General features: G+C 54.8%; 27 protein-coding genes. 14 read left to right on the forward strand and 13 right to left on the reverse strand.

Annotated features, from left to right (window positions below; all coding sequences use genetic code 11):
- Positions 1 to 631 precede the first annotated feature (631 nt).
- Positions 632 to 925, forward strand: coding sequence for a hypothetical protein (locus tag ACR0LX_RS12325; RefSeq protein WP_480783970.1), 294 nt, complete (start codon positions 632 to 634; stop codon positions 923 to 925).
- Positions 926 to 972: 47 nt separating this feature from the next.
- Entirely contained in the window at positions 973 to 1,839 is an 867-nt protein-coding gene (locus tag ACR0LX_RS12330; protein WP_480783971.1) for an ATP-grasp domain-containing protein, read from the forward strand.
- Between the two features lie 720 nt (positions 1,840 to 2,559).
- Here the strand turns inward: ACR0LX_RS12330 and ACR0LX_RS12335 are convergent.
- From ACR0LX_RS12335 to ACR0LX_RS12365, 7 genes are all read right to left on the reverse strand, one after another.
- The gene (locus ACR0LX_RS12335) at positions 2,560 to 3,189 is read right to left on the reverse strand and encodes a hypothetical protein (protein ID WP_480783972.1); all 630 of its coding nucleotides are present in this window, start codon (positions 3,187 to 3,189) and stop codon (positions 2,560 to 2,562) included.
- A gap of 186 nt (positions 3,190 to 3,375) precedes the next feature.
- The gene (locus ACR0LX_RS12340; protein ID WP_480783973.1) at positions 3,376 to 4,170 is read right to left on the reverse strand and encodes a metallophosphoesterase; all 795 of its coding nucleotides are present in this window, start codon (positions 4,168 to 4,170) and stop codon (positions 3,376 to 3,378) included.
- Between the two features lie 2 nt (positions 4,171 to 4,172).
- On the reverse strand, positions 4,173 to 4,982 hold the full coding sequence (locus ACR0LX_RS12345) for a carbohydrate ABC transporter permease (RefSeq protein WP_108861532.1): 810 nt from the start codon (positions 4,980 to 4,982) through the stop codon (positions 4,173 to 4,175).
- Positions 4,979 to 5,872, reverse strand: coding sequence for a carbohydrate ABC transporter permease (locus ACR0LX_RS12350; protein WP_480784158.1), 894 nt, complete (start codon positions 5,870 to 5,872; stop codon positions 4,979 to 4,981). The genes ACR0LX_RS12345 and ACR0LX_RS12350 overlap by 4 nt, the downstream gene beginning before the upstream one ends.
- A gap of 59 nt (positions 5,873 to 5,931) precedes the next feature.
- Positions 5,932 to 7,188 (reverse strand): ABC transporter substrate-binding protein, encoded by a 1,257-nt coding sequence (locus tag ACR0LX_RS12355; RefSeq protein WP_480783974.1) that lies wholly within the window; start codon positions 7,186 to 7,188, stop codon positions 5,932 to 5,934.
- Positions 7,189 to 7,244: 56 nt separating this feature from the next.
- Positions 7,245 to 8,261: an ABC transporter ATP-binding protein gene (locus ACR0LX_RS12360; RefSeq protein ID WP_170398781.1), complete on the reverse strand. Its 1,017-nt coding sequence runs from the start codon at positions 8,259 to 8,261 to the stop codon at positions 7,245 to 7,247.
- Positions 8,262 to 8,263: 2 nt separating this feature from the next.
- Positions 8,264 to 9,040: a DeoR/GlpR family DNA-binding transcription regulator gene (locus ACR0LX_RS12365; protein WP_480783975.1), complete on the reverse strand. Its 777-nt coding sequence runs from the start codon at positions 9,038 to 9,040 to the stop codon at positions 8,264 to 8,266.
- A 271-nt stretch (positions 9,041 to 9,311) separates the two neighbouring features.
- On the opposite strand from ACR0LX_RS12365, the gene ACR0LX_RS12370 reads away from it, so the two are divergent.
- Complete coding sequence (locus ACR0LX_RS12370; protein ID WP_480783976.1) at positions 9,312 to 10,196, forward strand: HAD-IIA family hydrolase; 885 nt, start codon at positions 9,312 to 9,314, stop codon at positions 10,194 to 10,196.
- Positions 10,197 to 10,654: 458 nt separating this feature from the next.
- On the opposite strand, the gene ACR0LX_RS12375 is transcribed toward ACR0LX_RS12370, so the two are convergent.
- The 6 genes from ACR0LX_RS12375 to ACR0LX_RS12400 form a co-directional block, all read right to left on the reverse strand.
- A complete protein-coding gene (locus ACR0LX_RS12375; RefSeq protein ID WP_480783977.1) occupies positions 10,655 to 11,464 on the reverse strand; it encodes an NAD-dependent epimerase/dehydratase family protein in 810 nt (269 codons plus the stop codon).
- Positions 11,452 to 12,354, reverse strand: a complete 903-nt coding sequence (locus ACR0LX_RS12380; protein ID WP_480783978.1) for a hypothetical protein — start codon at positions 12,352 to 12,354, stop codon at positions 11,452 to 11,454. Before ACR0LX_RS12380 ends, ACR0LX_RS12375 begins: the two co-directional genes overlap by 13 nt.
- Positions 12,355 to 12,406: 52 nt before the next feature.
- Positions 12,407 to 13,402, reverse strand: coding sequence for a substrate-binding domain-containing protein (locus ACR0LX_RS12385; protein ID WP_010437236.1), 996 nt, complete (start codon positions 13,400 to 13,402; stop codon positions 12,407 to 12,409).
- Positions 13,403 to 13,458: 56 nt separating this feature from the next.
- The gene (locus tag ACR0LX_RS12390) at positions 13,459 to 14,445 is read right to left on the reverse strand and encodes an ABC transporter permease (protein WP_480784159.1); all 987 of its coding nucleotides are present in this window, start codon (positions 14,443 to 14,445) and stop codon (positions 13,459 to 13,461) included.
- A gap of 2 nt (positions 14,446 to 14,447) precedes the next feature.
- Complete coding sequence (locus tag ACR0LX_RS12395) at positions 14,448 to 16,013, reverse strand: sugar ABC transporter ATP-binding protein (RefSeq protein WP_480783979.1); 1,566 nt, start codon at positions 16,011 to 16,013, stop codon at positions 14,448 to 14,450.
- Positions 16,014 to 16,148: 135 nt separating this feature from the next.
- On the reverse strand, positions 16,149 to 16,820 hold the full coding sequence (locus ACR0LX_RS12400) for a GntR family transcriptional regulator (RefSeq protein WP_170431691.1): 672 nt from the start codon (positions 16,818 to 16,820) through the stop codon (positions 16,149 to 16,151).
- A 106-nt stretch (positions 16,821 to 16,926) separates the two neighbouring features.
- Between ACR0LX_RS12400 and ACR0LX_RS12405 the strand changes: the two genes are divergently transcribed.
- The 11 genes from ACR0LX_RS12405 (at position 16,927) to ACR0LX_RS12455 (ending at position 26,718) form a co-directional block, all read left to right on the forward strand.
- On the forward strand, positions 16,927 to 17,796 hold the full coding sequence (locus ACR0LX_RS12405) for an SMP-30/gluconolactonase/LRE family protein (RefSeq protein WP_171724190.1): 870 nt from the start codon (positions 16,927 to 16,929) through the stop codon (positions 17,794 to 17,796).
- Positions 17,797 to 17,822: 26 nt separating this feature from the next.
- The gene (locus ACR0LX_RS12410) at positions 17,823 to 18,857 is read left to right on the forward strand and encodes a sugar ABC transporter substrate-binding protein (protein ID WP_480783980.1); all 1,035 of its coding nucleotides are present in this window, start codon (positions 17,823 to 17,825) and stop codon (positions 18,855 to 18,857) included.
- A gap of 84 nt (positions 18,858 to 18,941) precedes the next feature.
- Positions 18,942 to 20,465, forward strand: coding sequence for a sugar ABC transporter ATP-binding protein (locus ACR0LX_RS12415; RefSeq protein ID WP_480783981.1), 1,524 nt, complete (start codon positions 18,942 to 18,944; stop codon positions 20,463 to 20,465).
- A complete protein-coding gene (locus ACR0LX_RS12420) occupies positions 20,462 to 21,463 on the forward strand; it encodes an ABC transporter permease (RefSeq protein ID WP_480783982.1) in 1,002 nt (333 codons plus the stop codon). The genes ACR0LX_RS12415 and ACR0LX_RS12420 overlap by 4 nt, the downstream gene beginning before the upstream one ends.
- A 1-nt stretch (position 21,464) precedes the next feature.
- The gene (locus tag ACR0LX_RS12425; RefSeq protein WP_010437253.1) at positions 21,465 to 22,253 is read left to right on the forward strand and encodes an SDR family NAD(P)-dependent oxidoreductase; all 789 of its coding nucleotides are present in this window, start codon (positions 21,465 to 21,467) and stop codon (positions 22,251 to 22,253) included.
- A gap of 22 nt (positions 22,254 to 22,275) precedes the next feature.
- Positions 22,276 to 22,770: a lactoylglutathione lyase family protein gene (locus tag ACR0LX_RS12430; protein WP_010437254.1), complete on the forward strand. Its 495-nt coding sequence runs from the start codon at positions 22,276 to 22,278 to the stop codon at positions 22,768 to 22,770.
- Complete coding sequence (locus ACR0LX_RS12435) at positions 22,763 to 23,794, forward strand: C-terminal binding protein (RefSeq protein WP_480783983.1); 1,032 nt, start codon at positions 22,763 to 22,765, stop codon at positions 23,792 to 23,794. The genes ACR0LX_RS12430 and ACR0LX_RS12435 overlap by 8 nt, the downstream gene beginning before the upstream one ends.
- A gap of 12 nt (positions 23,795 to 23,806) precedes the next feature.
- The gene (locus ACR0LX_RS12440) at positions 23,807 to 24,496 is read left to right on the forward strand and encodes an RraA family protein (RefSeq protein ID WP_480783984.1); all 690 of its coding nucleotides are present in this window, start codon (positions 23,807 to 23,809) and stop codon (positions 24,494 to 24,496) included.
- Positions 24,477 to 25,397 carry a 2-dehydro-3-deoxygalactonokinase gene (locus ACR0LX_RS12445; protein WP_480783985.1) on the forward strand — a complete coding sequence of 307 codons (921 nt, stop codon included), beginning with the start codon at positions 24,477 to 24,479 and terminating at the stop codon, positions 25,395 to 25,397. The genes ACR0LX_RS12440 and ACR0LX_RS12445 overlap by 20 nt, the downstream gene beginning before the upstream one ends.
- Positions 25,394 to 26,020, forward strand: coding sequence for a 2-dehydro-3-deoxy-6-phosphogalactonate aldolase (locus tag ACR0LX_RS12450; RefSeq protein ID WP_480783986.1), 627 nt, complete (start codon positions 25,394 to 25,396; stop codon positions 26,018 to 26,020). The genes ACR0LX_RS12445 and ACR0LX_RS12450 overlap by 4 nt, the downstream gene beginning before the upstream one ends.
- Positions 26,017 to 26,718, forward strand: coding sequence for an SDR family oxidoreductase (locus ACR0LX_RS12455; RefSeq protein WP_170456438.1), 702 nt, complete (start codon positions 26,017 to 26,019; stop codon positions 26,716 to 26,718). Before ACR0LX_RS12450 ends, ACR0LX_RS12455 begins: the two co-directional genes overlap by 4 nt.
- Positions 26,719 to 26,720: the final 2 nt, after the last annotated feature.

Genomic DNA, 26,720 nt, shown 5'->3' on the forward strand with positions numbered 1-26,720 from the left:
TGTCATTGGGTGGCTCCTTTCCCAGCAGTCGATAACAACTGCACTTTGGCACGTTCGATGCCGGTGGAGCAGGAGCCATCCACCTCATCCGCTCTGCGCCGTCCTTTCGCAGGCCAACGGCGGCAATCGGTGCTCCGAAGTCACTCGTGCAAAATGCAGTATCTGGAACTATGAGCACACAGCAAACCTCGGAGCTGTTGCAGCATATGGCCACACGCCGCTGAGCACTTTCATCAGCGTTGAATTGACAGCTTGGACGGCCTCATGGTCGCGATCAAGGCAATGTCCGATTCAGGAACGCCGATACCATCCGCATATGATAGGTTAACGCGACCCAATTGTACTTCACGTACGGTGACCTTGAACGCCGCAATAACACCTCCGAACACGCTATGCGGGCCATCGCCTTGGGCCAAAACACTTCTTCATCCGATCACGTGTTGGTGGCTGAGCTGGCGCGGACACCTAGCTGTCATCGAGACCGCCTATGTCAACGAACGTTGCCTTGGAGATAACGCTCTGACAGGACGCTTACGATGGTCCTGTTAGCTCGTTCCGAATATGCGTTTATGTATTTTTGGGTGCCAGCGTGCTATACTGTATTCACCAATTTTGACGAGAGGATTATTCGATGAGCGATTCAAAGTTGACTACGTTGGTTATTGGCGAGGAAGATCCGCCAATTACAACCTTGGCGCTCGGCGAAGAAGATCCTCCGCTTACGACAATGGCGGACGGCGAAGAAGAAGCCGAGGGCCGAGTTTCCGAGGACGTCACCACAATGGCAGTTGGCGAGGAAGATCCCCCAGTCACCACGATGCCGGTCGGCGAAGAAGATGGCATTGTGACGACGCTGGCCATTGGCGAGGAAGAGGACATCGGAGGGATCACGACCAAAGCTCTGGGTGAAGAGGACCCAGACTAACTCATAAGTAATTTGGTTTAGGTTTGATACTCGTAGCAGGAGGCCAATTGGACCCAAACATCGGATGGCTGATTAGGCGTCTGATACATTTGGGCGTGCCATTCAAGGACTTGATTGTCGGACCGGACTGCGCACCAAACATCGCAATCGAATTGGATGAGCCCGGTATTGTTGTTGATGGAGAACTTATTAGGCCTTCTTCAACGTTCATTCGGCATGACGTATTCTGGGCGCAACAAAGCCGGAAAGACAGCAACCTTTCGTCTGTAGCTCTCAATTGGTTTTATGCGATACGCGGATGGATGCTGGCCAACGAAGAAATACGGTGCTTCAACAGATTTTCAAATTCTTGTGAAAACAACAAGATATACAACCTGATTCTTGCTCGACAATGCGGCTTGGAAGTGTGCAAGACACTTATCGGAACACTCTCTTCTAGCGAGGTTGATCACTATAAAGGTACCCAGACAATCGTTAAACCAGTAGCCGGAGGAAGTTTAACCATTGAGCTTCAATCAGCGCTCACACATGCCACAAAGCAAACCGGATATACCCGTGAGGCTGACTATCCGCGCTTCATTCAAAAAAAACTTAACCGTCCAGAAATGAGGGTTTTCGGTGTCGGAGATCAGGCAGTCGCTTTCAGCATTACCAGCGAAGACCTGGATTACCGAGAGAGACATCAGGCAAAAATCGAGCTGACTAACCCACCAGGCGACTTACTGTGCAGTCTTAGGAAACTAGCTGAAGTTCTTGGTTTGACGTTTTATGCTGCGGACTTTATGCGCGATGAAACTGACAAATTGATTTTCTTAGAGATAAATACTCAGCCTATGTTTATTACGTTTGACAAGGCTTCTGGAGGAAAGATCACGGATGCGATTGTTGCGTTCTTAGAACCAAAATTAACTTGAAGGAGTGCGGTATGACTGCCGAAATCGTTCTGTACGAAGGAGTAGGTGCAAGTCTTGAAGAGGCATTACGAGTTGCACATGCAAAGGTGCCTCCTCCTGGGCCCGGTAAAGACTACAATACTTCACGAGTGATAGATTCCGGCGTCCAATTTGGGGGCTTCGCGGGCCAAACGATTTTCTGGGTTCACTTAACTGAGGAACCTTACGCAGATTTCAAGGCATGAGCCCAGCCATGATAGGCCTTGCTGTGATTATGCTTCACGCGTCAAGACATCTTCCGTTCGGGGTTCAGTAACAGTTTGCGGGATCGTAGTGGAGGGGTAGGTTAGGCTTTGTGCTTTTGACGTCGGATACATAGGGCAACGCCAAGTGTTAGCGAAGTGTTGCTTCGCAGGTTGGGTCAGAAATGCTTCACGTTTGAGTCAGATTTGAATGACGGGGTTCACTAATTTATTGAGGTTTTGGTCGTCGATTGAGTCAAATATCAGTGACGTTCCACAGGCACTGAAAACTTTGAATAAGTCCAATTCAACGTTTTTCTGCCCCTGAGCTGCCACTGAAATCAAATCGCTTGCCGGTTCTTCCGCCCGATACCCGATTGAGTCGGAAGTCGCACCCCACCCCCCGGCCTCACCCGGGCGCAACAGTTTTTGGGCAATGGCATCATCGTAATTGTCAAAAGTGACATTGAGTCCCGCATCATGATCTCGATCCTATTGCTCATTTCGACCAACTCACGATGCGCACAAGCAAAGGCGCGCGACGGCTGGTTCTGAACCGAAGGATCCAGGTCCGTACGTCCGTTGGTCTTGGCGCTGTTTTTTTGTCATCAGCGAAAATACTCTCCGCCAAACGCATCATCGGGCCAAGAAACGGAATACAGCCAACAAGAAGCATAAAGTTGAGCAGAAATTGCAGGTTCAAAACCTGCTGAACGGTGCTAGCCCCGGAAACAAGGTCAACTCCGTCAAGCCGGAAGAGCAAAAACAGCACCAGCCCCGCCCCACCGCCACGCAGGAACAAGTTGCTAGACACGACCCGGCGCACCGAGACATCGGCCTGCAAGGTCAGAACAAACGCAATAAAGGCACCGCCCAGATTGGTCCCAAGAACCATGGCAAAAGTCGCCGACAGGGGCAGAACGCTCTGAGCCGCAAGGGTTGCAAGCAACAATATCGCTGCGACGCAGTAATGCACCAGCCAGGCAAAATACACCGCCAGCAAAAAGGCCGTCAACGGGTCAGCAGAAAGGTAATTCAAGGCCCCCGGAGCGGCCTCGCTGTTTGCCAGAGGCGCGTTGGTGTCGCGAATAAGATCAAGCGACAGAAAAATCAGGGCTAACCCAATCAAACCGGTTTCCCGTCGACCGGCGCAAAAAAACCGCAGCTGGCTTCCAAAGGCTCCCTCAAAACCAGTGCGCCCAAGGCGAACAGCCCCGAACAGAAGTGCCGCAGCAGCAGCCAAATTCAAAACAATAATTGTGGGTGAGTTTTCTACTATCACCGAGTCTTTGGATTCCGGGCCAATCCGGCCACTTCAGAATGAGTACGGCCCCTCGGCAGCGTCTAGCGAAACAACGCTCCATATATCGTTCTTTCCGGTCTCGAGAACTGCGCAGCCCGTAGGTCCAGAAAAAAAACCAACTGGAGCGGCCGCGCGTCGATCCAGTGCAAAACCGCTGCAAAGGCCCGGCGCTGTCATGGCAACGTGACCGCCAACGCGACCAATGTGAACGCCATGGACATGTCCAGCCAACACCGTGATGTCCCCTGAGTGAACTGAAAGAATATCTGCCAGATCGGAACGGTTCTCCAGTCCGATAACATCCATGAAATCAATCCCGATGCAAAATGGCGGGTGGTGCAACATAACGACAACCGGCCCGTCAGACCCAGAAAGTTCCCGCTCCAAAAGATCAAGACTTTCCACGCGCAGCTTGCCGCCGCCTTGTCCTTCAACCAGTGTATCAAGCCCGATAACACGGGTATCGCCCACTGTGTCCGCCCAATCGACAAGCCCATCCACTGGCATGGTGTCCAAACCTGAAAAGGCCTTTTGCATTGGCTTGCGCGCATCATGATTTCCAGGAACAAGATAAATAGGCAGGTCAAACCGCTCCAGTTGCGCGCGCGCGAAATCGTAACTGCCCGGGCTGCCATCTTCGCTGACGTCACCAGTTACTAGAACCGCGTCGAGCGGGCCAAGAGCTTCACCTTTTTCGATCAATCGATCAATGACCCCAATCAGGATCGAACGGGTATCAAGCACGCCTGAACACAAATCGCCGCGCGATACCGCGTGCAAGTCACTTAGATGAAGAAACGTCGCCATGACTATTTGATTCCCGCGCGCAGGAAAGCCTGAACGAATTGACGCTGGAACACGAGGAACGCGATCAACAAGGGCGCAACGGACATCATCGTTGCCGCTGAAATGACGCTTATGTCCACACCATTTTCCGGTGCGCCAAAGATCGACAGGCCAACCGTCAGCGGGCGTGTGTCGGGCGAGTTGGTCACGATGAGCGGCCAGAGGAAGTTGTTCCAGTGGGTCGATACCGACACCAACGCATAAGCAAGATATGTCGGGCGCGCCAAGGGCACATAGACTCGCCAAAGAATTCCGAACCAGCCGCAGCCTTCGACGCGCGCTGCCTCATGCAGTTCTATAGGAACACCCTTAAACGCCTGCCGCATTAGGAAAATGCCAAAGGCAGAGGCCATATAGGGCATTCCGACGCCAAGAATCGTGTCAAACAATCCGAGGCGTGAAACCATTGCATAGTTTTCCACGATCAACACTTCGGGCAGGATGAAAAGTTGCATCAACACGAGGATGAACACGAAATCTCGACCCGGAAACTGGACCTGGGCAAAGGCAAATCCTGCCAGCGTCGTGACAAAGAACTGACCAATAAGGATCACCGTCACTAAAAGGAAGGTGTTGAGGAAATAGCGTAGCCAAGGCGCGCCCTCCCAAGCGGTGCGGAAATTGTCGAGCGTCCATGGCGACGTGATGTTAAAATTGACCGCGTCTGAGGTGCTGTGGAACGCCGCCCAAAAGGCAAAGACCAGCGGGGAAATCCAAATCACGGCCAACAGCAGTGCACCAAAGGATTCGATATGTTTGGAAAATCCGCTCATTGGTAGTGAGTCCGCTTGTCGAGAATGGTGAACTTGACGCCGGCAACCACGCCGAGCACGACAAGCACTAGGATGGTCATTGCCGCTGCGTGGGGCGCATCAAAGAAGGCAAAGGCCATTTCCCAGATGTAATAAAGGATAAGCTTGGAGGCGTCGTTGGGCCCGCCCTTGGTCAGGATGAACAAATGATCGATCAATTTCACAGAGTTGATCAACGCATTGACCATGATAAATAGCGTCGTCGGCATCAACAACGGCAGTACGATCCGGCGCGTATAGGTCCAGCGGCTGGCGCCTTCAATGTCGGCAGCTTCCTTGAGGTCCTCAGGGATCGTCTGCAAGGCCGCCAGATAGAAGATCATGAAAAACCCAGCCTCTTTCCAGATCGTCACGATGATTACAGCCCACAGCGCAGTTTCAGGCTGTCCCAGCCAGTTGATTGAGGGAAGGCCAAACAGACCGCCGATCTGGTCGAGCACACCCAACCCGGGAGTGTAAAAAAACAGCCAAAGGTTTGCCGCTGCGATCATTGGCAGGACCGTGGGCGTGAAATAGGCGGTGCGTACAAACCCGCGAGCCGGAATCTTGGAGTTCGCCCAAAGCGCCATCGAAAGCGCAATTGCAATAGAAATAGGGATGGTCGCGCCCGCATAGATCAAGTTGTTCACGACAACTTTCCAAAAGGTTGGGTCGGCGAACAGGTCGGCATAGTTCTCGCCGCCGACAAATTCGCTGGGGCGTCTTCTGGTTTCTCGGCTGTACAAGCTCGACCACAAGGTCGCAAGCGAAGGATAAAACGCAAAGGTCGTCAGTAGAATTGCCGCTGGTGACAACAGAATCCAACCGTAGATGGCCTGTCTACGACGCTCGATATTCACATGCTCTGCCATATAGCGGCCCTCAAGGTAGGGTGCGTCGGGCATCTCTGCCCGACGCCAGGGAGTTGAGGTTATTGGTAATCACGCAGCAGGCGCACAGCCGCCGTCTGGGCTTCCCCCAGCGCGTCTTCAGCCGATTTTGTGCCGGTCAAAGCCGCCTGAATTGCGTTGTTCAGACCTTCGCGCACGCGTGCGGTTTCAAAGGTCGAGAATTCGGCAACAGCATTTTCCAGTTGGTTTCGGGCAACGAGAGCGGGTGGGAACTCTTCTGTATAGGATTTAAGCGCCTCGGTTTCATACGCTGCCGGAGACACGCCCATATAGCCGGTCGCGATGGACCACGCTGCCGCTTGCTCGGGAGAGGTCATGAATTCGATCAGCTTCATGGCCGCCGCGCGCTCTTCGTCCGATGTCTCCTTAAAAACATAGAAGTTGCCGCCGCCGGTAGGCGAACCCAGCCGCACATTGGCCGGAAGCTCGGCGACGCCAAAGTCAAAACTGGCGTTGTTCTTCACAGCCGTAAGGTTGCCGGTCGAATGCCACATCATCGAGGTCTGACCTTCAAGGAACGCCTGCCGCAGGGTACCCCATTCAACGGTGCCAGTGGGCATGATGCCATGCTCCTGCGACAGCGACTGCCAGAATTCCAACGTATCGACAACGGTTTCGTCATCGAAATAGGTGGTCAGGCCGTCATCGGACATCACCTCCTTGCCGTTCTGGATCGCCAACGCCTGGAACATCCAATAGGGATAGCCTGTCGATGGGATCATCAGGCCATAGGTGTCGTCGTTGGTCAGTGCCTTGCCCATGCTAATCAGCTCGTCCCAGGTCTTGGGCGGTGCCTCAGGGTCAAGACCTGCCGCACGAAACTGGTCCTTGTTGTAATAGGCAACGATAGTTGAACGCTGGAATGGAATGCCCCAAGTTTTACCCTCGATCCGGCCATTGGCCATCAATGCAGGATAAAAGCTCTCTAGCCAGCCCGGGTTAACCCCGTCGATATCTTCGTAGGCCACGATCAGATCCTGCTCGATCAGATCATAGGCATCGATTGAGAACATCACCGCCAGCTGAGCCGGTTCACCCGATGCAAGTGCGGACAAGGCACGAACGCGCGTGTCGTCATAGTTGCCTGAATAGATCGCGTTGACCTTGATGTCAGGGTTGGCGGCTTCAAAATCGGCAACGATGCCATCCACTACCTCGGTCAGCGCGCCGCCAACCGCGATAGGATAATACATTGTTAGTTCCGTCTCAGCCGCCGCCGCCGATGTCAGCGCGGTGGCCGAGACGGCAGCCAAACTTATCTTCTTAATAACGTTCATTTTTTCCTCCCAGTGATGACAGTTATTCTTGCCTTTCCAAAGTTCAGTTGCTCGACCTACCCGGCCAGTCGCTTGCCCATGTCGTCAAAGAAATGCAGGTCTTCATCGGCAAAGCTGATCTCCAGATCTTCTCCTGCCGGAATATGTTTCAGTCCGGGCATGGAGACGGTCAGACCATTGGCAGCAGGATGTGACAGGCCAATGAATGTTTCGGAACCCAGGAATTCGCATTCCGATACTTTACAAGTCAGCCTGCCCTTGCCCGATTCCACCACCTTCACCGCTTCGGCGCGAAGGCCAATTGTCGTTGCGCGCTCAAATCCCGGCACGCCTTCTGACTTGATCAGCGCCATTGGCGGGGCACCGACAAACTCGGCGACAAAAGTGTTAGCAGGCTTGTAGTAAAGCTCTTCCGGGGACCCTGTCTGCTGGATATGGCCGTCTTTCATCAGCACGACCATGTCGGCCATGCTCATCGCTTCGGTTTGGTCATGCGTGACGTAAACTACGGTGATGCCCAAATCGACCTGAAGTTTTTTGATGTCCTTGCGCACAGAGGCGCGCAGCTTGGCATCAAGGTTCGAAAGCGGCTCATCCATCAGGCACAGCGGCTGGTTTGCCACGATCGCACGTGCAAGCGCCACACGCTGGCGCTGACCACCCGACAATTCCCCCGGCTTACGCTGCTCATAGCCCAGCAAGCCAGTGATCTCGAGCGCCCGGGTCAGTTTCTCGCGCCGTTCCGCCGCGACGACTTTTCGCACCTTGAGGCCAAAAACAACGTTTTCCGCGACACTCAGATGCGGGAACAATGCATAAGACTGGAACACCATCGACAGATTGCGTTCTGCAGGGGCAGAAGTAGTGATGTCACGCCCGTCAATGACGATCCGCCCCTCATCCGGCAATTCTAGTCCCGACAGCAATCTCAGCGTCGTTGACTTGCCGCAGCCCGACGGGCCAAGCAGCGCTACGAACGAACCACGCGGGATCGAAAGATTAATATTCTCGACGCCAAGCTGCCCATTCCAGCGCTTAGCAATATTGTCGACGTGAACAAACGGTTCTGCCATATTCAGCGCTCTCCTTGTGAGTAAGTAATGGCTTCGCCCAAACTGTCTGCGAGATCGGAAAATTCAGGGCCCGGAGGACGGTCGCACACGACAACGTCGACATCCGAGATGTTGCCGCCCAATGCTGGCGCAATGCGACCAAATTTACTGCTGTCTATTACGAGGATCGATTTGGCTGCGTGCTGCTGCATTTTCATTCTCACCCGAACCTCAGCTGGATGAAATTCTAACAACCCACCATCATGCGCCACACCGGCAACGCCAAATATTGCGAACTCGGCACGAAACCTGTCAAAGAAATCGGTTGCTTCTTCGCCGATAAAATCACGATCGGGCAGGCGCAGCTCGCCTCCTGGCAAAAGGATACGGTTTGAGATTTCATTACTCAGCGCCATCGCGGCACTCAGGTTGTTCGTGATGACCGTTAACTCCTGGTGGCCGGACAGTGCCTTGGCAACTTCAAGCGGAGTCGATCCGATTGAAAGGAACACGTTTGCCCCGTTGGGGATCATGCTCGCAACAAGTTCGGAAACCGACCGTTTGCCACGTATGTTCGTTCCGGCTCTCTGATCAAATGGGGTATTCAAACGGCTTTCAGCCAGCTCGATCCGCCCATGCGCGCGCCGCAGGTTTTCACCGTCGCACAAAATGTCCAGATCGCGGCGGATGGTTTGCGTCGAGACCCCTAGCATTTCCGCTAAAGCCCCCACACTGACACCGCCACGCTCTTGCACGACCTGCTGGATCAAATCCCTCCGTCTGATCTTCTTTGACGCCATTTATCCCCCTTCAAGTTGCCAGAACCATACCACTAAGAAACAACAAAACAACATTTTTCAACCAAAACCACATAAGATCTTGTAGAACGCCCTAGTTGCAAGTTTCGTAAAGATTATATCTATCAATGCTTTGCACGTGAAATTTCAAATCTCCGTAACAACGATTTGCTAATAATGTTGTTTTTTCTTCCATTTTGCTTTGTTGATGCTACATTCTGGATTGCGTCAAACTTGTCGGGGCGCTCATCAAAAAAGGAGGACATTTGGACACATGTTTGACGCCAACTCGATATTTTCGCGTTATCAGTCCATACGTCCCAGACTCCCAAAAGCAACATTCACCGCAGCCACTCTGGAAATAGAGTCACTTCTGGATATTGGCGACGAGGTAGACGCCTTTGTGTTTGATGCTTTTGGCGTTCTGAATGTTGGGGAAACCCCGATTCCCGGTGCGGCAGCTCGTTTGAAAGAGCTCAGGGAAGGCGGACACCAGATTCGCATTCTTTCCAATGCCGCCAGCTATAATCACCAGGGCGCCACTGCCAAATTTCAAAAGCTCGGAATGCAGGTTGACGCAGATGAGATTGTAACCAGCCGCGACGCAGCCTTGGCAAACCTGAACGACGGTCTGTGGGGCTGCATCGCCTCTCCGTCTGACGACCTGACGGACATCTTATCCGAGACGATCAGGCTTGAGGCAGACCAGACAGACTTTGACCGCGCTGACGGTTTCTTGTTTCTCTCGACCGAAATCTGGCAACAATCACAACAATCCATGCTTTGCGACAGCTTGTTGGTCAACCCGCGCCCAGTGGTGATCGCAAATGCTGATCTGGCAGCGCCACGGGACTTCGGGTTTTCACTGGAGCCCGGTCACTACGGGCATTTGCTGGCAGATGAGGGCCTTCAAGACATCAGGTTCTTTGGCAAGCCATTTCCGGAAGTATTTGAGATGGTCGAAGCCACGCTTCCAGGAATTCCGCCCGAACGCATCGCGATGTGCGGTGACACTCTTCACACCGATATCCTCGGTGCAGCAGCACGGGGTTGGCGCACAGTCCTTGTCGCGCAAGACGGAGTGTTTTCGGGGCTGGATACTCGCACATTTTGCGAACAATCCAGCTTGACACCGAGCTGGCGCCTACTTCGCATATAGAAAACATAGTGATGTTCCCGCTCTTGGCGAGGTATCAGACCGAAAATTAGTCTTGGTTCGAACGGCGATTAAGAGACTATTCTCACGATTTCGCAAAGCTGGTTTACTGCGCGTTGCCTTCGTTCGGACATCGCGCAGCATCGGCAAAAATGGGCTCATCGCGTGCGTTCTCTGCACACATGATCAATGACGGCTATATGAGGGGTTGAAATGATGGTTCGTTCGGTCCGCAGATAAGACTCGCATTCAACCAAAGATCGTTTCAAGTCACACCCCTTCAGCGATGCTCGCTGTTTGGTGTCGTACAATCAAAACCCAATGGTTGCGAATTCTGGCGCTCGTTATGTTGCTCTCCGTCGACCGCGAAGCGGACAACGCTGACCTTTTCAGTGCATACTTCGATGCGAAGTTTCGGAAACTGATTGCGCGACGCGACAACAATACCCGGGCCTTGTACTCTACCAATTCGGGAAACGTGTCGCGAAATAGCTGGGGAGTCGGACTGTAAACAGCCGCTGCAGCATGGATCTCAAGGAAATGCCCACTGTTGTTTTCGCGGGGCTTCCATCCTCTGGAGAGTAGCCAATCGCTTGTCGTGTTTCGGTGATATCCCAGCGCATACCTGGGTTGTCTGACATCAGGTTCAAGGCTGCGAAGGAAATATCCTTAGCATCCATTGCGGCGCGCATTCCGCCTAGAAAGTCCCGATCACTCAACCACATTTCCTGACCCCACCGGCCCATCGCCATGTGTGTGCCAGGTTGGTTGCCGTGAGTCCATTGCGTCCAGCCGATGCGCAAGCAGATGACCGACAGTCCGTGATGCTCGGCGAAATAGGCCCCTGTCCGTTCACAGAATAGCTTTGACATGCCGTAGGCGTTTACTGGCCCTGGTGGTGTCGCGCTGTTGAGCACCTCATGCGTGAACCTTTTGTCGCCATGGACCCAGTTGGAGCTGGCAAGAACCACGCGCCTGACGCCCATGGCTGCCGCATGGTGATAGAGAGAAAGCGTTGCATCCATATTGTGTTTGATCGCGGAGGCCCAAGTGGCGGAGGGCTCTCGGTCACCAGCTAGATGCACGATAACGTCCACTCCCTTTAGCAAACTGACCCAACTGCTGTCGTCGGACAGGTCTGCTGTGTGAATGTCGGGATGATCAACGGGGCGAATGTCGAGGCCAGAAACGATGTAATCGCAGTCGCTCTCTAGCGCGTCGAAAAGTTTGCGGCCTAGGTGCCCGCCAGCGCCTGTAATCAAGACATGCATGACAGGAACTCCTTGTTGTTTGTGAGGCCCAATGGCATTTGGGATGCATCTTCCTCCGCCAAGACGCGGAACGTTTGCCGAAAATTCAGCGTTTCATTCGGTGCGAGGTTGCGTGCCGGGGAGTGCCACTCCGCTTCGCAATAGGCGTAATCGCCCGAGTTAAAGACCTCAAACGGATAGTCGTGTACAAATTGATCGCCCTGTTGAGGTTCTGGTACTGAACACATCAGCAGAGGGCCATCAGCGCCGCACCGCGCCACTGTACGTCCGTTTGGGTTCGGTAGCCCGACCTTGAATTCCTGCTGTCTGTTGCAATCCACGACAATGCCGTTGCCGTGCGTAGCCATCATCCCTTCGGAAGAGCCAAAAACAGGATGAAATGCAGGGTCTTTCAATTCGACACCGACCTTGGTGGGGGTGTTAAGCATCATGACTGACCAAATGCCAGTCAGGCGCGAGGATGTCCCATGGTTGACTACGATGTGTTCTATTTCCCAGCTTTCCGCCGAGGTCAGCGTGATGCGGCGCGACACTGACAAGTGCGAGGTCGGGCATAATGCGCTGGTCATGTCGATACGAGTGCTGCTTCTTGAAGTGATCTGGTAAGAGCCGCTGTCCAACACGGGAAACGGAGCGCCGTTTACCCAGGATGCATCTGGGGCGATCCACGTTTTCTCTCCGCCCCAGAGCGGAAAACCAAATTGTGGAGAGCGTGTGGGCAGATCAGTAAGCCGTGTGTCATTGACATCCAAACCGTCGAGATCTGCGTTCTGAAATAGGAGGGAGCGACCTTGGAAGTTTATATCCCATAGGCGGCCCCCGATGCCGGGCAGGAGTGTCAGCTGCAGATCGTTTTGCTGCAGGTTAAGAACGCTCCATCTGTCCGACATGTACCCCCTCCTATCGGTTTCCCGGCGCGATCGAATGCGCCGGGACAATCCCTTAGGTGTGCTTGAACTGGACGACGTTTTCGGCCGTAATCGGCATAACCCCGGTCTCAACGCGCTCCGGCAAAGGGTTGATGCCAGCCGCCTTCCAATCGGGCAAGACCTTCAGCGCATCAGTGTTCTGCCAATGCATCATGTGGAAGGCGAGAAAGATCTCCAGATAGGATTTCTGAGCCACAGCGCCGTGAATTGTGCCGTCTTCGATATAGGGAAGCATATCATCATTTCGGTCCATCGCGACGATCTTGATGTCCTTGCGTCCTGCCTCATTGACGGCAATTGCCGCGCCTTTGCCGCTGTCGCCGTCCGTGCCGCCAATGCCAACAATATCCGGGTTCGCCTGAATTGCCTGAAGGTAGGCTGTCGGCGCATAGGACGGGTCGGCCTTATCGTTGACGACGTCGACGACCTCGATATCTGGGTATTTCTCAGCAAAGATTTGTTTGTACCCTTCGACCCGCTCCAATGTGGAGGGGGCAGGGAAAGTGCCGAGGATAACCTTGCCTTTCCCGCCAATCGCTTGTGCGAGCATTTCACCGCCGACACGTCCTGCCTGAACGCCGTTGATACCAAGGAATGTGGACCGGGGACTGTCGGGAATATCGCCAATACAACATGTGACCGGAATGCCCGCCTCGACCGCACGTTCGACGCCGGGAGCCAGAGTGGCCGGATCACCGGGGAAGATAAGGATGCCTGCGGGACGTCTTGCGATCAGTTCATCCAATTGGCGTGCTTGTGCGGCCGTGTCGAAATCCAACGGGCCGGTGAATGTGGCCTTGATGCCCATTAACTCTTCAAGGTCTTCCATCGCATTGCGATAGTCCACCCAGAACGGCACCTGCGTTACGATGGACAGGAACACATACTCTTTGCCGGCCGCTTGTGCCATGGCTTCTTTGGACAGCATGGGCAGTCCGAACGCTGCGGCCAATCCAGCGGTGGTACCCGCTGTCAGCAGCCTGCGCCGATTCACATTCAATTCAGTCATCGTAGTCTCCCTGTTTTGGATCTTTGGTTGTTGTTGGGTTTTGGAAAGCTTATGGATTAGCCCCGTTTGCTTCGGATCAGCATGTCCAAGGCCACCGCTGTAACGAGCACACCGCCGATGACGATCATCTGCCAGTAGATCGATACGGCCAGCATCGTCATAGTGTTGTTGATCAACGCGACAAAAACGACGCCGAGGAAAGCACCAAGAATAGTACCTTCGCCGCCGCGTAGAGATGCGCCACCGATGACAGCCGCTGCCAGAACCTGAAGTTCGATACCGTTTCCTGCCGTGGGCGTGCCGCTCATCAGGCGGGAGGCCAGCAATACACCCGCCAAAGCAGCCAGAATACCGGTCAGTGCGTACAGAATGATACGTACGCGTGTGACATGGATGCCTGACAACATCGCGGCCTTTTCATTGGCGCCGATGAAATAGACCTGACGGAAAAAGCGCGTATGGCGGACGGCCAGGTCAAACAGAACGACGAGCAGAATGGTGAACAAGACGATTACCGGAAAGCCGCCTATGTCAGCTTTGCCGATCCAGGCAAATGATGCCGGCAGGCTTGAGACAGAAAAACCTTCGGTCAGGACAAGAGCGATGCCTCGCGCGATCGACATCGTGCCGAGGGTCGCGATAAGCGGATTGATCCCGAGGCCGGTCACCAGCAAACCGTTCACTACGCCGACAATTCCACCCAACACTAATCCGCATACCACAGCGAGCGGAATTGGCATGCCGGTCAAAAGCAGCATGGCTACGACGGTAGAAGACAAGGCCATTACCGACCCGACGGAAAGATCGAACCCGCCAGAGGCAAGCAAGATCGCCATACCTATCACGATGATCGCGGTGGGGGCCATGCCCACGGCCACGGCTCGAAAGTTCGAGAAGCTGAGGAAATAGGGATTAACGTTGGACATCACGATGATGATGGCGGCGATCAGAGCGATCAGCGTCAGTTCACGAATATCGACAAAAGCTTGTAGAACACGGCGCAGCAGCGGACGCTTCATGGGCAAGTTGGCTTGAGCGGTCATGGTCACGTCGCGACTCCTGATTGATTGGTTTGGGGTGCGTCCACAATTGGAACGGAATTTCCAGCGGCCATTTGAAGAAGCGTGGTTTCGGTTGCCTCGGCGGCTGCGATGTCTCCCATGAGGCGACCGTCGTGGACGACAAGGATGCGGGTCGAGAGAGAGACAAGTTCAGGAAAATCGGATGACACGACGAGGATGGCCATTCCCTCGACTGCTCGACGCAAAAGTTCCGTGTGGATTTGGAATTTGGCTCCGACATCGACCCCTTTTGTGGGCTCCTCAATGATCAGAAGAGCTGGCGCGCGTTTGAGCCACTTGGCCAACATAATCTTTTGCTGAGTGCCCCCTGAGAGATCACCAACAATTTCGTTAATCCCGCTGGTTTTGACACTGAAGGCGTCAATGGCTGTTTGGCTGGCTGCTTTGATCGAGCCCGAACGCATGAACCCAGCAGACGCATGATCGGAAAGACTGGCCGCGATCAGGTTGTCGCTGAGTGATTGTTCCAGAAAGAGGCCTTCAGTCTTGCGTTCCTCGGGAACAAACCCGACCCCAGCACGCATCGCCTGCCGCAAGGACGCAAAGTTAACAGGCTTGCCGTGCAGTCTGATCTCCCCGGTCGCGCCATGCATCAGCCCGACAATCGATCGAACAATCTCGCTGCGGCGAGCGCCCATCAACCCTGCCATCCCTACAATCTCTCCGGCTTTAATGGAGAAAGAAATGTCTTCGAATTCACCTGGATGGGTTAGGTCTTGGACATGCAAAACCTCTTCGCCGTTAGCCTTACCTGACCGCGTGACATCACCAGGGTGAGCGCCGCCGATCATCTCGGCAACGACTTGTTCTTGAGAAGTTTCCGAAACCGGTAAAGTGCTGATGTGGCGCCCATCTCGCAAAACGGTAATGCGATCCGAGATCTGGAAAATCTCGGCCATATGGTGGCTGACATAGACGATGCCAATCCCTTTCTTTGTCAGGGACTTTAGGACTTCGAATAGTGCGTCTACTTCGTCGGGTGCCAGTGCCGACGTCGGTTCATCCAGCAAAAGGACGCGGGAATTCAACGACAGCGCCTTGGCGATTTCAACAATCTGGCGGGAGCTTATTGGCAAGTTTTCCACGGGTGTTGAGACGTCGATATCCAGACCGAATTCCGCCAGTAACGCCTCCGCACGGCGGCGCAGTTCAGGCCAGTCAACTACGCCAAACCGGGTGGGTACGCGCCCCGCGTAGATGTTTTCCGCAACAGATAGCGCGCCAGCGAGGCTGAGTTCTTGAAAAACACAGCCGATGCCCAGGGATTGCGCGTGCGATGGGCTTTCGACTCGCTGTTCCTTGCCGTCGCACAGGATACGCCCAGCAGAAGGTTGGTGAAGTCCATAAAACAGGCCGAGACAAGTGGATTTTCCGGCGCCGTTTTCCCCGCATAGCGCGTGAACTTCGCCGGGTCTCAATTCAAAGTCGACGCCATCCAAAACAATGTTCGTGCCGAAGCTTTTGCCAACTCGATCCAGCTGGATCAGTGGCTGTAGCCCCGGTGAGTCAGGTTTCATTGCTGGCGTCATACAAGCTTCCTCCCGCCTTTTGATTGGCATCTGATATCTCAGATGTCAACTGAAAAAGAAAAGACCGTGAGGTGCCCAAAAGAAAGGGGCGGCGCCGTTCTGGCCCGCCCCCGTCACAACGAAGCTACGTTTTTGCTAAGATGCGGTCGCTCCTTCGAGGACGATGGCGGCGCTTTTGTAGGCTTGTCTGGTGCGGTCAATATGCGCTGTGAGAAGAGATTTGATTTTGGCCATGTCACCTTCGCGAACGGCAATAGCGATTTTTGAATGCTCGTCGAAGGAGAGCTCAGTATGCTGAGGCAGCTTTGCCAAATGGGTTCGCAATGCGGCAATCTTACCGATGTAGCGTGTATAGCTGGCCGTCAGATAATCGTTACCGGCATGTTCAAAAATCAACTGATGAAATGTGGTATCCAGTGAAAGGTAGCCCTTTTCATTACCTCGCCTGCGTTCTTTCTCCATGTCCTTCACAACACGCTGCATGTCGCTGGCAAGACCTTCCGGGTTCCGCAACAATGCAAGTTCAAAGGCGGCAGTTTCGATAGCCTGTCTGAAATCGCAAATCTGAGTCACTTCCGGCTCAGACAGCGAAAAAACGCGTGCGCCTTTTTGAGGCTCGATACTGACCAACCCTTCGTCACGTAATTGAGCGAGTGCTTCGCGTACTGGCGATTTTGATACGCCCAGCTCTTCGGAGATTTTTCGCTCCGACAAAACCTGACCCATTTTCAGGGAGCCATCGATAATACTATTCCGCAAATGTTCCAGTGCGAGTTCACGCAAAGACTTGGGTCTCTCAAGCGCCATCTGAGGATATCTCCAAAAAAAGGTGTTGCCAGATGCAAGATATCTGATACACCAGATTAGGCAAGCTGGTATATCAGATATCAGAATGTATTTGGGAGATCAAAAAGTGCGCGCAGAGTTGGTCGTCGATTGTAAGAACCAGCACGGGGAAGGGATTTTCTGGAATCCCGCCGATGGTCTTGTCTGGTGGACCGACATTGAAGGCTGTGCGCTTTGGTCATTTGATCCTGCAACGTCAGAAACTGCCTCTCATGAGATGTCGGAGCGCGTGTGTTGCTTCGCGCCGCGCGCGTCTGGCGGTCTGATCGTTGCCTATGCGGATCGAGTTGTCTTGTTCGATTCGCCCAATTGCGAGCAAACCATCGTGGCACGATTCGAGCCGAACAACCCAGAAACACGGCTGAACGACGGGCGAACCGATCGACAGGGGCGATTGATTGTTGGAGGCATGAACGAAGTGTCTGGCAACGCCGATTCATCGGTCATCTGCGTTGATAAGGATTTGAGTGTACGGACGATTATCGAAGCAGTGTCTTGCGCCAATTCGACCTGCTTTACGTCCGACGGTGAGACGATGTTCTTCGCCGATACCCCGGATCGGGAAATCGTCGCGTTTGACTACGACACCCGCAGTGGAACCGTTTCGAACCGTCGGCAGCACGCTTCCTTCAATGATGAACCTGGCTTGCCTGATGGGTCCTGTGTCGATGCCGAGGGGGGCGTTTGGAACGCCGAATGGGAAGGCCATCGCGTTGTTCGCGTCGCACCTGACGGCACGATAGATCGAGTGATCGAGGTGCCGGTCTGGAAGCCTACCTGTTGCGCTTTCGGTGGGCCTGATCTCGATACGCTGTTCATCACGAGCTCAAGGCTGATGAGTGACGAAGCAGCTTTAACAAAAGAACCGGAATCCGGCGGCCTCTTTGCTGTGAAACCCGGCGTTCGTGGCGTGATCGACGCGCCATTCAAAGGATAACCAACGAAATTCTGGAGGAGAAAACTATGTTGAAAACGCTTATGACCACTACGCTTGCCGCGGGGTTCGCCACGCTGGCAGCGGTCGCTTTGGCGGAAAATTATCCAACACCGGTTCCACTTGAGGACGGGGCACAAGCGCCAATCGATGCAATAGAACCCAAGAACGATACATTCCGGATCGCGTATATGCCGCCGGCGACCGAGTTCAACTACTACATCGCCATCGGTGAAGGCATCAAAGCGGTTGCTGCTGAGGCCGGGGTCGAAGTCTTCATGCTTGCGCCCCAGTCCGGTGCGGACATCAACGGCCAAATGGGAATGATCCAGGATGTGCTGACGCAGGATGTGGATGCGATCATCTTTGGTACACACGATGAATTTGCTGCCGCACCACTGCTTAAGCAGGCCGTCGACAAGGGCATGGCAGTTTTGATGATCAACTCGGACATCCCGAACTTCCCGACACCCATTCATGGCGTTGTCGGGTACTCTCAGCGGAACGGCACGCATGCTATCGCTGACTGGGCCATTGAGACTTATGGCGATAAACCGTTGAAGGTCGGCATTATCGAAGGCCAGCCAGGCTATCACTCGACCGAACGTGTCGGCGGCTTCCTCGACGGTATCGAGGGCAACGAAAACTTCGACGTAGTGGTGTCTATCGACGGTAAATGGAACGTTGAGGGCGGCAACACTGCTGGTATGGACATCCTGCAGTCGAACCCTGATCTCGACATGATCTTTGCGGCGAACGACTACATGATCATCGGGGCATCTTTTGCGGCGAAAGCGCTTGGCCGCAGTGACATCGTCCTTTTGGGCAATGATGGCGACACGTCCGGCCTTGAAGAAATTGCGGCTGGCAACATCACGGCAACCGTCAACACCTCACCATTCCTGATGGGTAAGGCGGCTATGCACGCAACCATTGATGCGCTCAACGGGTCCTATCCCGGCGGCTGGATCGAAACGCCCACATCAATTGAAGACAAAGATGGTGCGATCAGCGTGCTGCAAGAGCCAGAAAAGCTCTTCCCGCAGCCGTCCAAAGAGTACTGAGTTTTCTCCCCGCTTCCCGGTGGCGCGTGCGCGTGCTGCCGGGTCGCAAACCAACCGAGTTTCACTTTTGTTGAGGCAATCGCGATGACACCCGCAACGCCCCTTTGGGAGTTTGTCGATATTACCAAGGCCTATCCTGGGGTTTTGGCGAATGACAAGGTCTGCATCCGGCTTTTGCCCGGTTCCATTCATGGGCTGCTGGGTGAAAACGGCTGTGGCAAGTCGACTATGATCAAGACACTGTCCGGCGTGCAGCAACCCGATAGCGGTCAAATCCTGCACAATGGCAAGCCGGTCACGATCAGCGACCCGCAGGCGGCACGTGAACTCGGCGTCGCAACAGTTTTTCAGGAATTCTCTATCGTGCCCACCTTGTCGGTTGGCGAAAACATCTTCCTTGGCAATATGCCTCGGTCCCGCTTTGGCGTGATCGACTGGGCCAAGGTCCACAACGAAGCCGCTCGGGTTCTGGCGGAAATGGATGTCGATGTTTCACCCGAAACCATAACCGGCTCGCTATCGGTAGGCGAGCAACAACTGGTCGAGATCGCGAAAGCTGTCGCGATGGACGCCCGCATGATCATCCTGGATGAGCCGACGGCGGCATTGGGTGAAGATGAAATTGAGCGCCTGCACCATCTACTGCGCAATATGCGCGAGCGCGGCACCGCTATTCTCTATGTGTCGCACAGGCTGGATGAGGTTGAACGGATCGTTGATGAAGTGACGATCTTGCGCAACGGCTGTGTTGTGCGTGCAAGTGGCGAGACCAAGATCAACGTCTCTGAGATTGTCAGCGCAATGGTCGGTGAGGACATTGGTGAGCATTATCCCAAAGAGCAGAACGCGACCAAGGATATTGTGCTAGAGGCGGCGGGTCTGGCCACCAATTCGGGCGTGAGAGATGTATCGTTTTCGTTGCACCGAGGTGAAGTTCTGGGCTTGGGTGGCGTATTGGGCAGTGGCCGCACAGAGATTGCCCGCGCCCTGTTCGGAACAGACGAGCTAACAGGCGGACAGATAAGACTAAATGGCAAACCGGTTCGCTTTCGTCGGGAAATTGATGCGATCCGTGCGGGCTTGGCTCTTGTCCCAGAGAATCGAAAGTTTGACGGGTTGTTTTTCAATTTCCGCGCAAGCGGGAACGTCACCGCAGCGTCCCTTGGCGGGCTAAGCCGGTTCGGCGTGTTGAATCTTAAGGCGGAAGAGCAAGCTACCCATGACCTGATCCGCGATCTGGAAATCTCAACTCAGGCCGAGGAAAAGACGGTCAACTTCTTGTCTGGTGGCAATCAGCAGAAGATCGTGATTGCACGTTGGCTGTTCTCAGCCTCTGACATCCTGATCCTTGATGAACCGACGCAAGGGATCGATATCGGCGCCAAGATCGCTGTTTATAAGTTGATTAACAGGCTCACGCGGGCGGGAAAATCGATCATTCTGATCAGTTCAGACCATGATGAGTTGCTTGCGATGAGCGATCGGATTGCCGTCGTGCAGCACGGAACGATAGTGCGCACAGTCGATGCATCCGACCTTACGCATGACGATCTTGTTCGCGCGTCCGCCGACACCCCCCAATCCAAGCCTAAGGAGGCTTTCGCATGAAGCGGATCTTTGACACCCAGTTGATCGGGCCATTCGCAGCAATGGTGATTGTCGCACTGATCGTGGCCCTTACGACCGAACGCTTCCTGAACCCGGGCAACCTTTCTAACCTTTCGCTACAGGTAAGCATCGTGGCCTTGATCGCAATCGGGTCTACTATCGTGATCTTCGCTGCGGGCATCGATCTGAGTTCCGGGTCTATGGTGGCTTTGCTGACCATGATCCTTGCGCAAATGTTGAAATTTGTCGGCATTCCACTGGTTCTGGCGCTGCCCCTCATACTCTTCATGGGCGGATTGCTTGGTCTGTTCATTGGGCTGATAACAGCCTACGGGCGTATCCCGTCGTTTATCACGACATTGGCGGCGTTGATTGCCTTCAGGGGCCTTGCGCTGACCTTCAACAATGGGTCTCCGATCTTCTCGCTGGATCCGGCGCTGGAGCCAATCTTTTACGGCAAGCTGTTCGGCGTTCCGATGCCTTTCTTCTACCTCGTGTTCTTCTACGTCCTTGCCGCGTTCACTATGAACTTCACGAAACTCGGCCGTGAGATCTATGCCGTGGGTGGTAACCCAGCCGCTGCCGTTCTGACGGGTATCAACGTACGAAAAGTTCAGACGACGACATTTGTCATCGCGGGTTTTATGACTGCGGTTGGTGCGATCCTGATGTCAGCGCGCCTCAACTCTGGTTCACCCAACTATGGCCAGACGCTAGAACTGCAGGCCATTGCCGCTGCTGTTGTCGGCGGAGCCAGCCTTGCAGGCGGTCGTGGCAACATCCTCGCCACGCTGATGGGGGCGATGACAATCGTTATCGTCCAGAATGGTTTGAACCTGAACGCTGCGCCATCTTCGGTTCAGAGCATCGTGTTGGGCCTGATCATTCTGTTGGCCGTCGGCATAGACATGTGGCGTGCAGAGATTTCGGGCTTGATGGGTCGAATGTTCGGCCGCACTTCATCGCAGCAGTCGTCTAACGTAAAGAAGGAGGCCTGAGATGGATCTGGGGCTTAAGGATAAGCTGGTCCTGGTGACTGGTTCAGGTTCCGGCATCGGCAAAGCCACTGCCCGGGTCTATCTTGAAGAAGGCGCGCGGGTCATCGTGCATGGCCTGACCCAGACGGAAGTGTCCGACTGCGTCGACGACCTGTCATCTCTGGGCAAGGTCGAAGGCATTGCGGCCGACCTGACCAAGACCTCAGATGCAGAAACACTGGCGGATTTTGCCCGCGCGCGCGGGGCGGTGGATGTTCTTGTGAATAATGTCGGCATCTTCTCGGTCAAACCGTTCGAGGATCTCACGGATGACGACTGGATGCACTACTTCAACATCAATGTCCTGTCCGCCGTTCGGATGAGCCGAATTTTCCTGCCTGACATGCTTGGCCGGGATAAGGGATCTATCATCAACATGGCCAGCGAAGCGGCAGTGAAACCGCTCCCTCAGATGGTGCATTATTCTGTCACTAAAACTGCCATGTTAGGTCTGACACGCGGCATGGCAGAACTGACAAAGGGCACGAAAGTCCGGGTTAACTCGATCCTGCCTGGTCCGACCTGGACCGAAGGTGTCGAAGCCTATTTTGACGGTCTCGCGGATCAAAAGGGTGAGCCGCTCGATACGATCGTCGACAATTACTTCAAATCAGATGAGCCCACATCGCTCATACAACGCTTTGTCCAACCAGACGAAGTCGCCCGCATGATCGTCACGATCTCAGCAAGCACGGCCTCCAATGGTTCTGCGCACCGGATCGAAGGCGGCATCGTTCGCAACATTCTTTAACTTCTAACTGGAGGAGCCCTACATGGCCGCTCTCACTTTCTCTCACATCGGCATCACAGTTCCCGACCTGGAAAAAGCCGTGGAGTTTTATTCCAAGGCATTCGGCCTCTACGTGCTGATGGAACCAACTGAAATCCTGCATGACGAAAGCGCCATCGGTCAGATGTGCGACGATGTATTTGGGGAAGGTTGGGGAAGCTTCCGCATCGCGCATTTGTCGATGGGCGACGGTGTTGGCATCGAATTGTTTGAGTTCCCGAAGACCGTCGAAGAAGAACGCCCGTTTGAATATTGGCGGCGTGGCTTGTTTCATTTCTGCGTACAGGACGAGGATCTGGAAGGCCGCGTCAAGGTTATCGAAGACCTGGGCGGGCGCCAGCGCATGAGCCAAGTGCGCAAGTATTACCCAGGTGAAAAGCCCTATCGCATGGTCTATATGGAAGACCCTTTTGGCAACATTTTCGAGCTCTACAGCCACTCGTACGAATTGACCTATTCGGCGGGTGCTTATGACTGATCGCGCCGCCTTTCCCCCCAGAACGGACAAACCCAAGGTCGTGATCACCGATTACGACTTTGGTGATGTTGCCGTTGAGACGGAAATCCTGGAAGCCGCAGGAGCCGAGGTGATTGCGCTTCAGGCCAAGCGTCAGGAAGACCTGTTCGATGTCGCGCCGCATTGCGCAGCGATGATGAACCAATATGCCCGGATCGGGAAAGAAACGATCACGCGGATGCGAAACTGCGAGGTCATCGCGCGCTATGGCGTAGGCGTGGATATCGTGGATGTCGGCACGGCGACGGAAAAAGGTATCCTCGTCACCAATGTGCAAAACTATTGCACCGAGGAGGTCGCCGATCATGCGATTGCCCTTTGGCTGACCCTGGCGCGCAAGTTGCCTGACTATGATCGGGCCACTCATGCAGGGATCTGGAAATGGCAAAGCGGGCAGCCGGTCTACCGTTTGCGCGGGCGGACGATGGGTGTCGTCTCGCTGGGTAAAATCGGGCAAGCCATCGTGGCGCGGGCGCAATCTTTCGGGGTTACGGTCATCGCCTACGACCCGTATTTGCCAAGAGAAGTCGCGGCAAAGATTGGGGTCGAGCTGGTGAGCAAGCCCGAATTGCTGGCAAGGTCCGACTATATCCTGATGCAGGCACCGATGACGCCGAACACGCATCACTTTTTGTCGGATGCCGAATTCTCGGTCATGAAACCCGGTGCGATACTCGTGAACACCGGACGCGGACCAACGGTCGACAACAAAGCCCTGTTCCGGGCGCTGACCGAAGGCCATCTGGCCGCTGCAGGGCTCGACGACCCCGAAGAAGAGCCGGCCAAGCGCGCCAACTGGATGCCTGATGACAACCCGTTGTTCACACTGCCCAACGTCCTCGTAACGCCACATGCCGCCTACTATTCCGAGGAATCCATACACGCAGCGCGGGTCACCGCGGCCACTCAGGTGGCCAAGGTCCTGACAGGGCAAAACCCCGACTATACCGTCAATGCCGACGCATTGGCCGTATCTACCGCATAACAGGAGACAAGAATGCCAGACGTCAGCACGGGCCTCAGGGTTTTCAATGATTTTGAAAGAAACCCGGAACTTCTCAAAAAATTCGACAAGGTGTTGGAGGCGTACTCTGCCGCTGCCATTTTTGCGGATGTGCAGTACCGAACAGGCGTGATGGACAGCGCCATCAAACCCGCCTTCCGCGCCAAGGTGACAGGCCAGGCCGTGACGGTTCAGCTTTCAAAAGGCGACCTGGTCGACCCATTGCGAGCGCTTGAAATGGGACAACCCGGGGACGTGATCGTTGTGGACGCGGGTGGAGATCGTCAAACGTCGGTCTGCGGCGGTTTGATGGGTGGTCTGGCCAAGAACCGTGGCATTCGCGGTATGATCGTCGATGGCACCGGGCGCGACACAGATGAGTTGGAAGACATCAACTGGCCAATCTGGACGCGCGCGATCACGCCGCGCGGAACGCACACGATGTTCTCGGAACGTAAAGAAGAACTTTCGATTAATGTGCCCATTGCCTGTGGGGGCGTCGTCGTAAACCCCGGAGATTTCATCGTAGCTGATCTTATGGGCGTCGTTGTGGTTCCACAGGAAATTGCCGAAGAAACCGTGCGCCTTGCTCAAGAGCAGGCTGACCGTGAAGAGGAAACCCGTAAATGGGTGGCCCAAGGCAAAACCGTTGAGGATCTGCTGAATGAATTCGGTCGCATCTGAGCCAGCGTTGATCGGCGTAGATTGGGGCACGTCATCGTTCCGTGCATTTCTAATCGGTGCGGAGGGCGAGGTGATCGATGGGGTCTCGTCGCCTGAAGGCATCATGCAGGTTGCGGGGCAAACCTTTGACGCGGTCCTTGATCGTCTCATCGGCCCTTGGGTCTCCAACACTAACCTGCCGATCCTGGCATCCGGCATGATTACCAGCCGCAATGGCTGGGTCGAAACGCAATATGCCGAAATGCCGCTGGGTGCTGGCGGTCTGGCGCGGGCGTTGGTCCCCCACCAAGCGGCCAACGGAGCGCGCATTCACTTTGTGACGGGTGCGTCGACAGAACATGCCGGAGGACCCGACGTAATGCGCGGCGAGGAGACCCAGATCATTGGGGCATCTTCGCTAGGCCTGAGCGAAGGTATGTTCGTGATGCCGGGAACGCACAGCAAATGGGTTCAGGTTGCGGACGGGAAGATCGTGGATTTCTCGACTTACATGACAGGTGAGATCTTTTCGGCGCTGAAAGAACACACGATCCTTGGCACATTGATGAAGGAGGACGCCTTCAGCGAAGACGCACTCGTGATGGGCGTAAAGGCGGGCCTCAGTGGTGAGTCGAACCTGCTGCACAGCCTGTTTCATGTTCGGACGCTTCCTCTCATGGGCAAAATCCCAAAGGTTGCCACGGCCGACTACTTGTCGGGCTTGTTGATCGGGACCGAGGTTGCTGCCGCGACCGGCGAAGTAAAAGACGTCGGCACGATCACTGTTGTTGGACGCAGCGACTTGTCCGACCGATACGAAATAGCGCTTCGAACTGCTGGTTTCGACAGCCGTCGCGCGCCAGATGATATCGTTGCGAAAGGGCATTTTCTGATTGCTCGCGCTGCGGGGTTGGTTGGATGATTGACCTCACCGCAGCTCTTGCCGAGAACCCGCTGATTGCGATTTTGCGGGGGCTAGCATCAGAAAATGCGCGCCCGGTGTCTGATGTACTCTTCGATGCCGGGTTTCGGATAATCGAAGTGCCGCTCAACTCACCGGACCCGCTGGAATCGATAGGGCAGATCGCCGTGAAACATGGCGCTCAGACCATCGTCGGCGCTGGCACAGTGTTGACTGTGGATCAGGTCGCGGCGGTTGCTGATGCAGGCGGGCGTATCATCGTGTCGCCCAATATGAACCCGGACGTCGGGCGCGCGGCTGTCGCTCGGGATCTTTATTGGTGTCCAGGAGTCATGACCCCCTCCGAGGCCTTTACGGCGTTGGATATCGGAGCATCGGTCCTCAAATTCTTTCCGGCGGAAATGGTGCCGCCAGCTGCCATTTCTGCCATGCGCGCCGTATTGCCTGCAGACGCAGTCGTCGCTGCGGTAGGGGGCATAACGCCGGATACGATGGCGCCGTATCATGCCGCGGGTGTAGATGGATATGGGCTGGGATCCGCACTGTTCAAACCGAGCTATACATTGGATGATATCGGCAGGCGCGCGCGCGCCTTCACCAGTGTATTGGAGGAACTTGGATGAAACAGGCCCTTGTAACGGGCGGAACGCGAGGGATTGGTGCGGGTGTTGCACGGTCGTTGGCAGACGCAGGTTGGTCCGTCATTGCCGCATCCGCCTCCCAATCCGAATTGGATGCATTCGAGCCTCAAGACGGGTTAAAGGTGCAGCTCTTGGATGTCACCGACCAGACGTCCATCAATGATGTATTCGGCGAACTCACGGGTCTCGATGCCTTGGTGAACTGCGCAGGTATTCTTTTGCGTGGCGAAGAATATGACATCGACGTCTTCGCCAAGGTGCTCGATGTGAATCTGACAGGCACCATGCGCTGCTGTCTTGCCGCGCATCCATTGTTGGCTGAAGCGAGTGGGGCCATCGTCAACACCGCCTCTATGCTCAGTACCTTTGGTGGGCCTTTGGTTCCGGCGTATTCCGCTTCTAAGGGCGGCGTGGCACAGTTGACCAAGGCGCTCGCAGGTCGCTGGGCCGAAGACGGTATCCGGGTCAATGCCATCGCGCCGGGTTGGATTGAGACAGAGATGACCCAGGGCCTTCGGGAAGACCCTGAACGAACAGCGGGGATCATGGCGCGTACGCCTATGAAACGCTGGGGGAAACCCGAAGAAGTCGGTGCGCTTGTGCAATGGCTTTTGAGTGAAAACGCCAGCTTTGTGACCGGATCAATCTATCCGGTCGATGGCGGCTATCTCGCTATGTGAGG

This window comes from Ruegeria sp. CH11, from assembly GCF_056537105.1.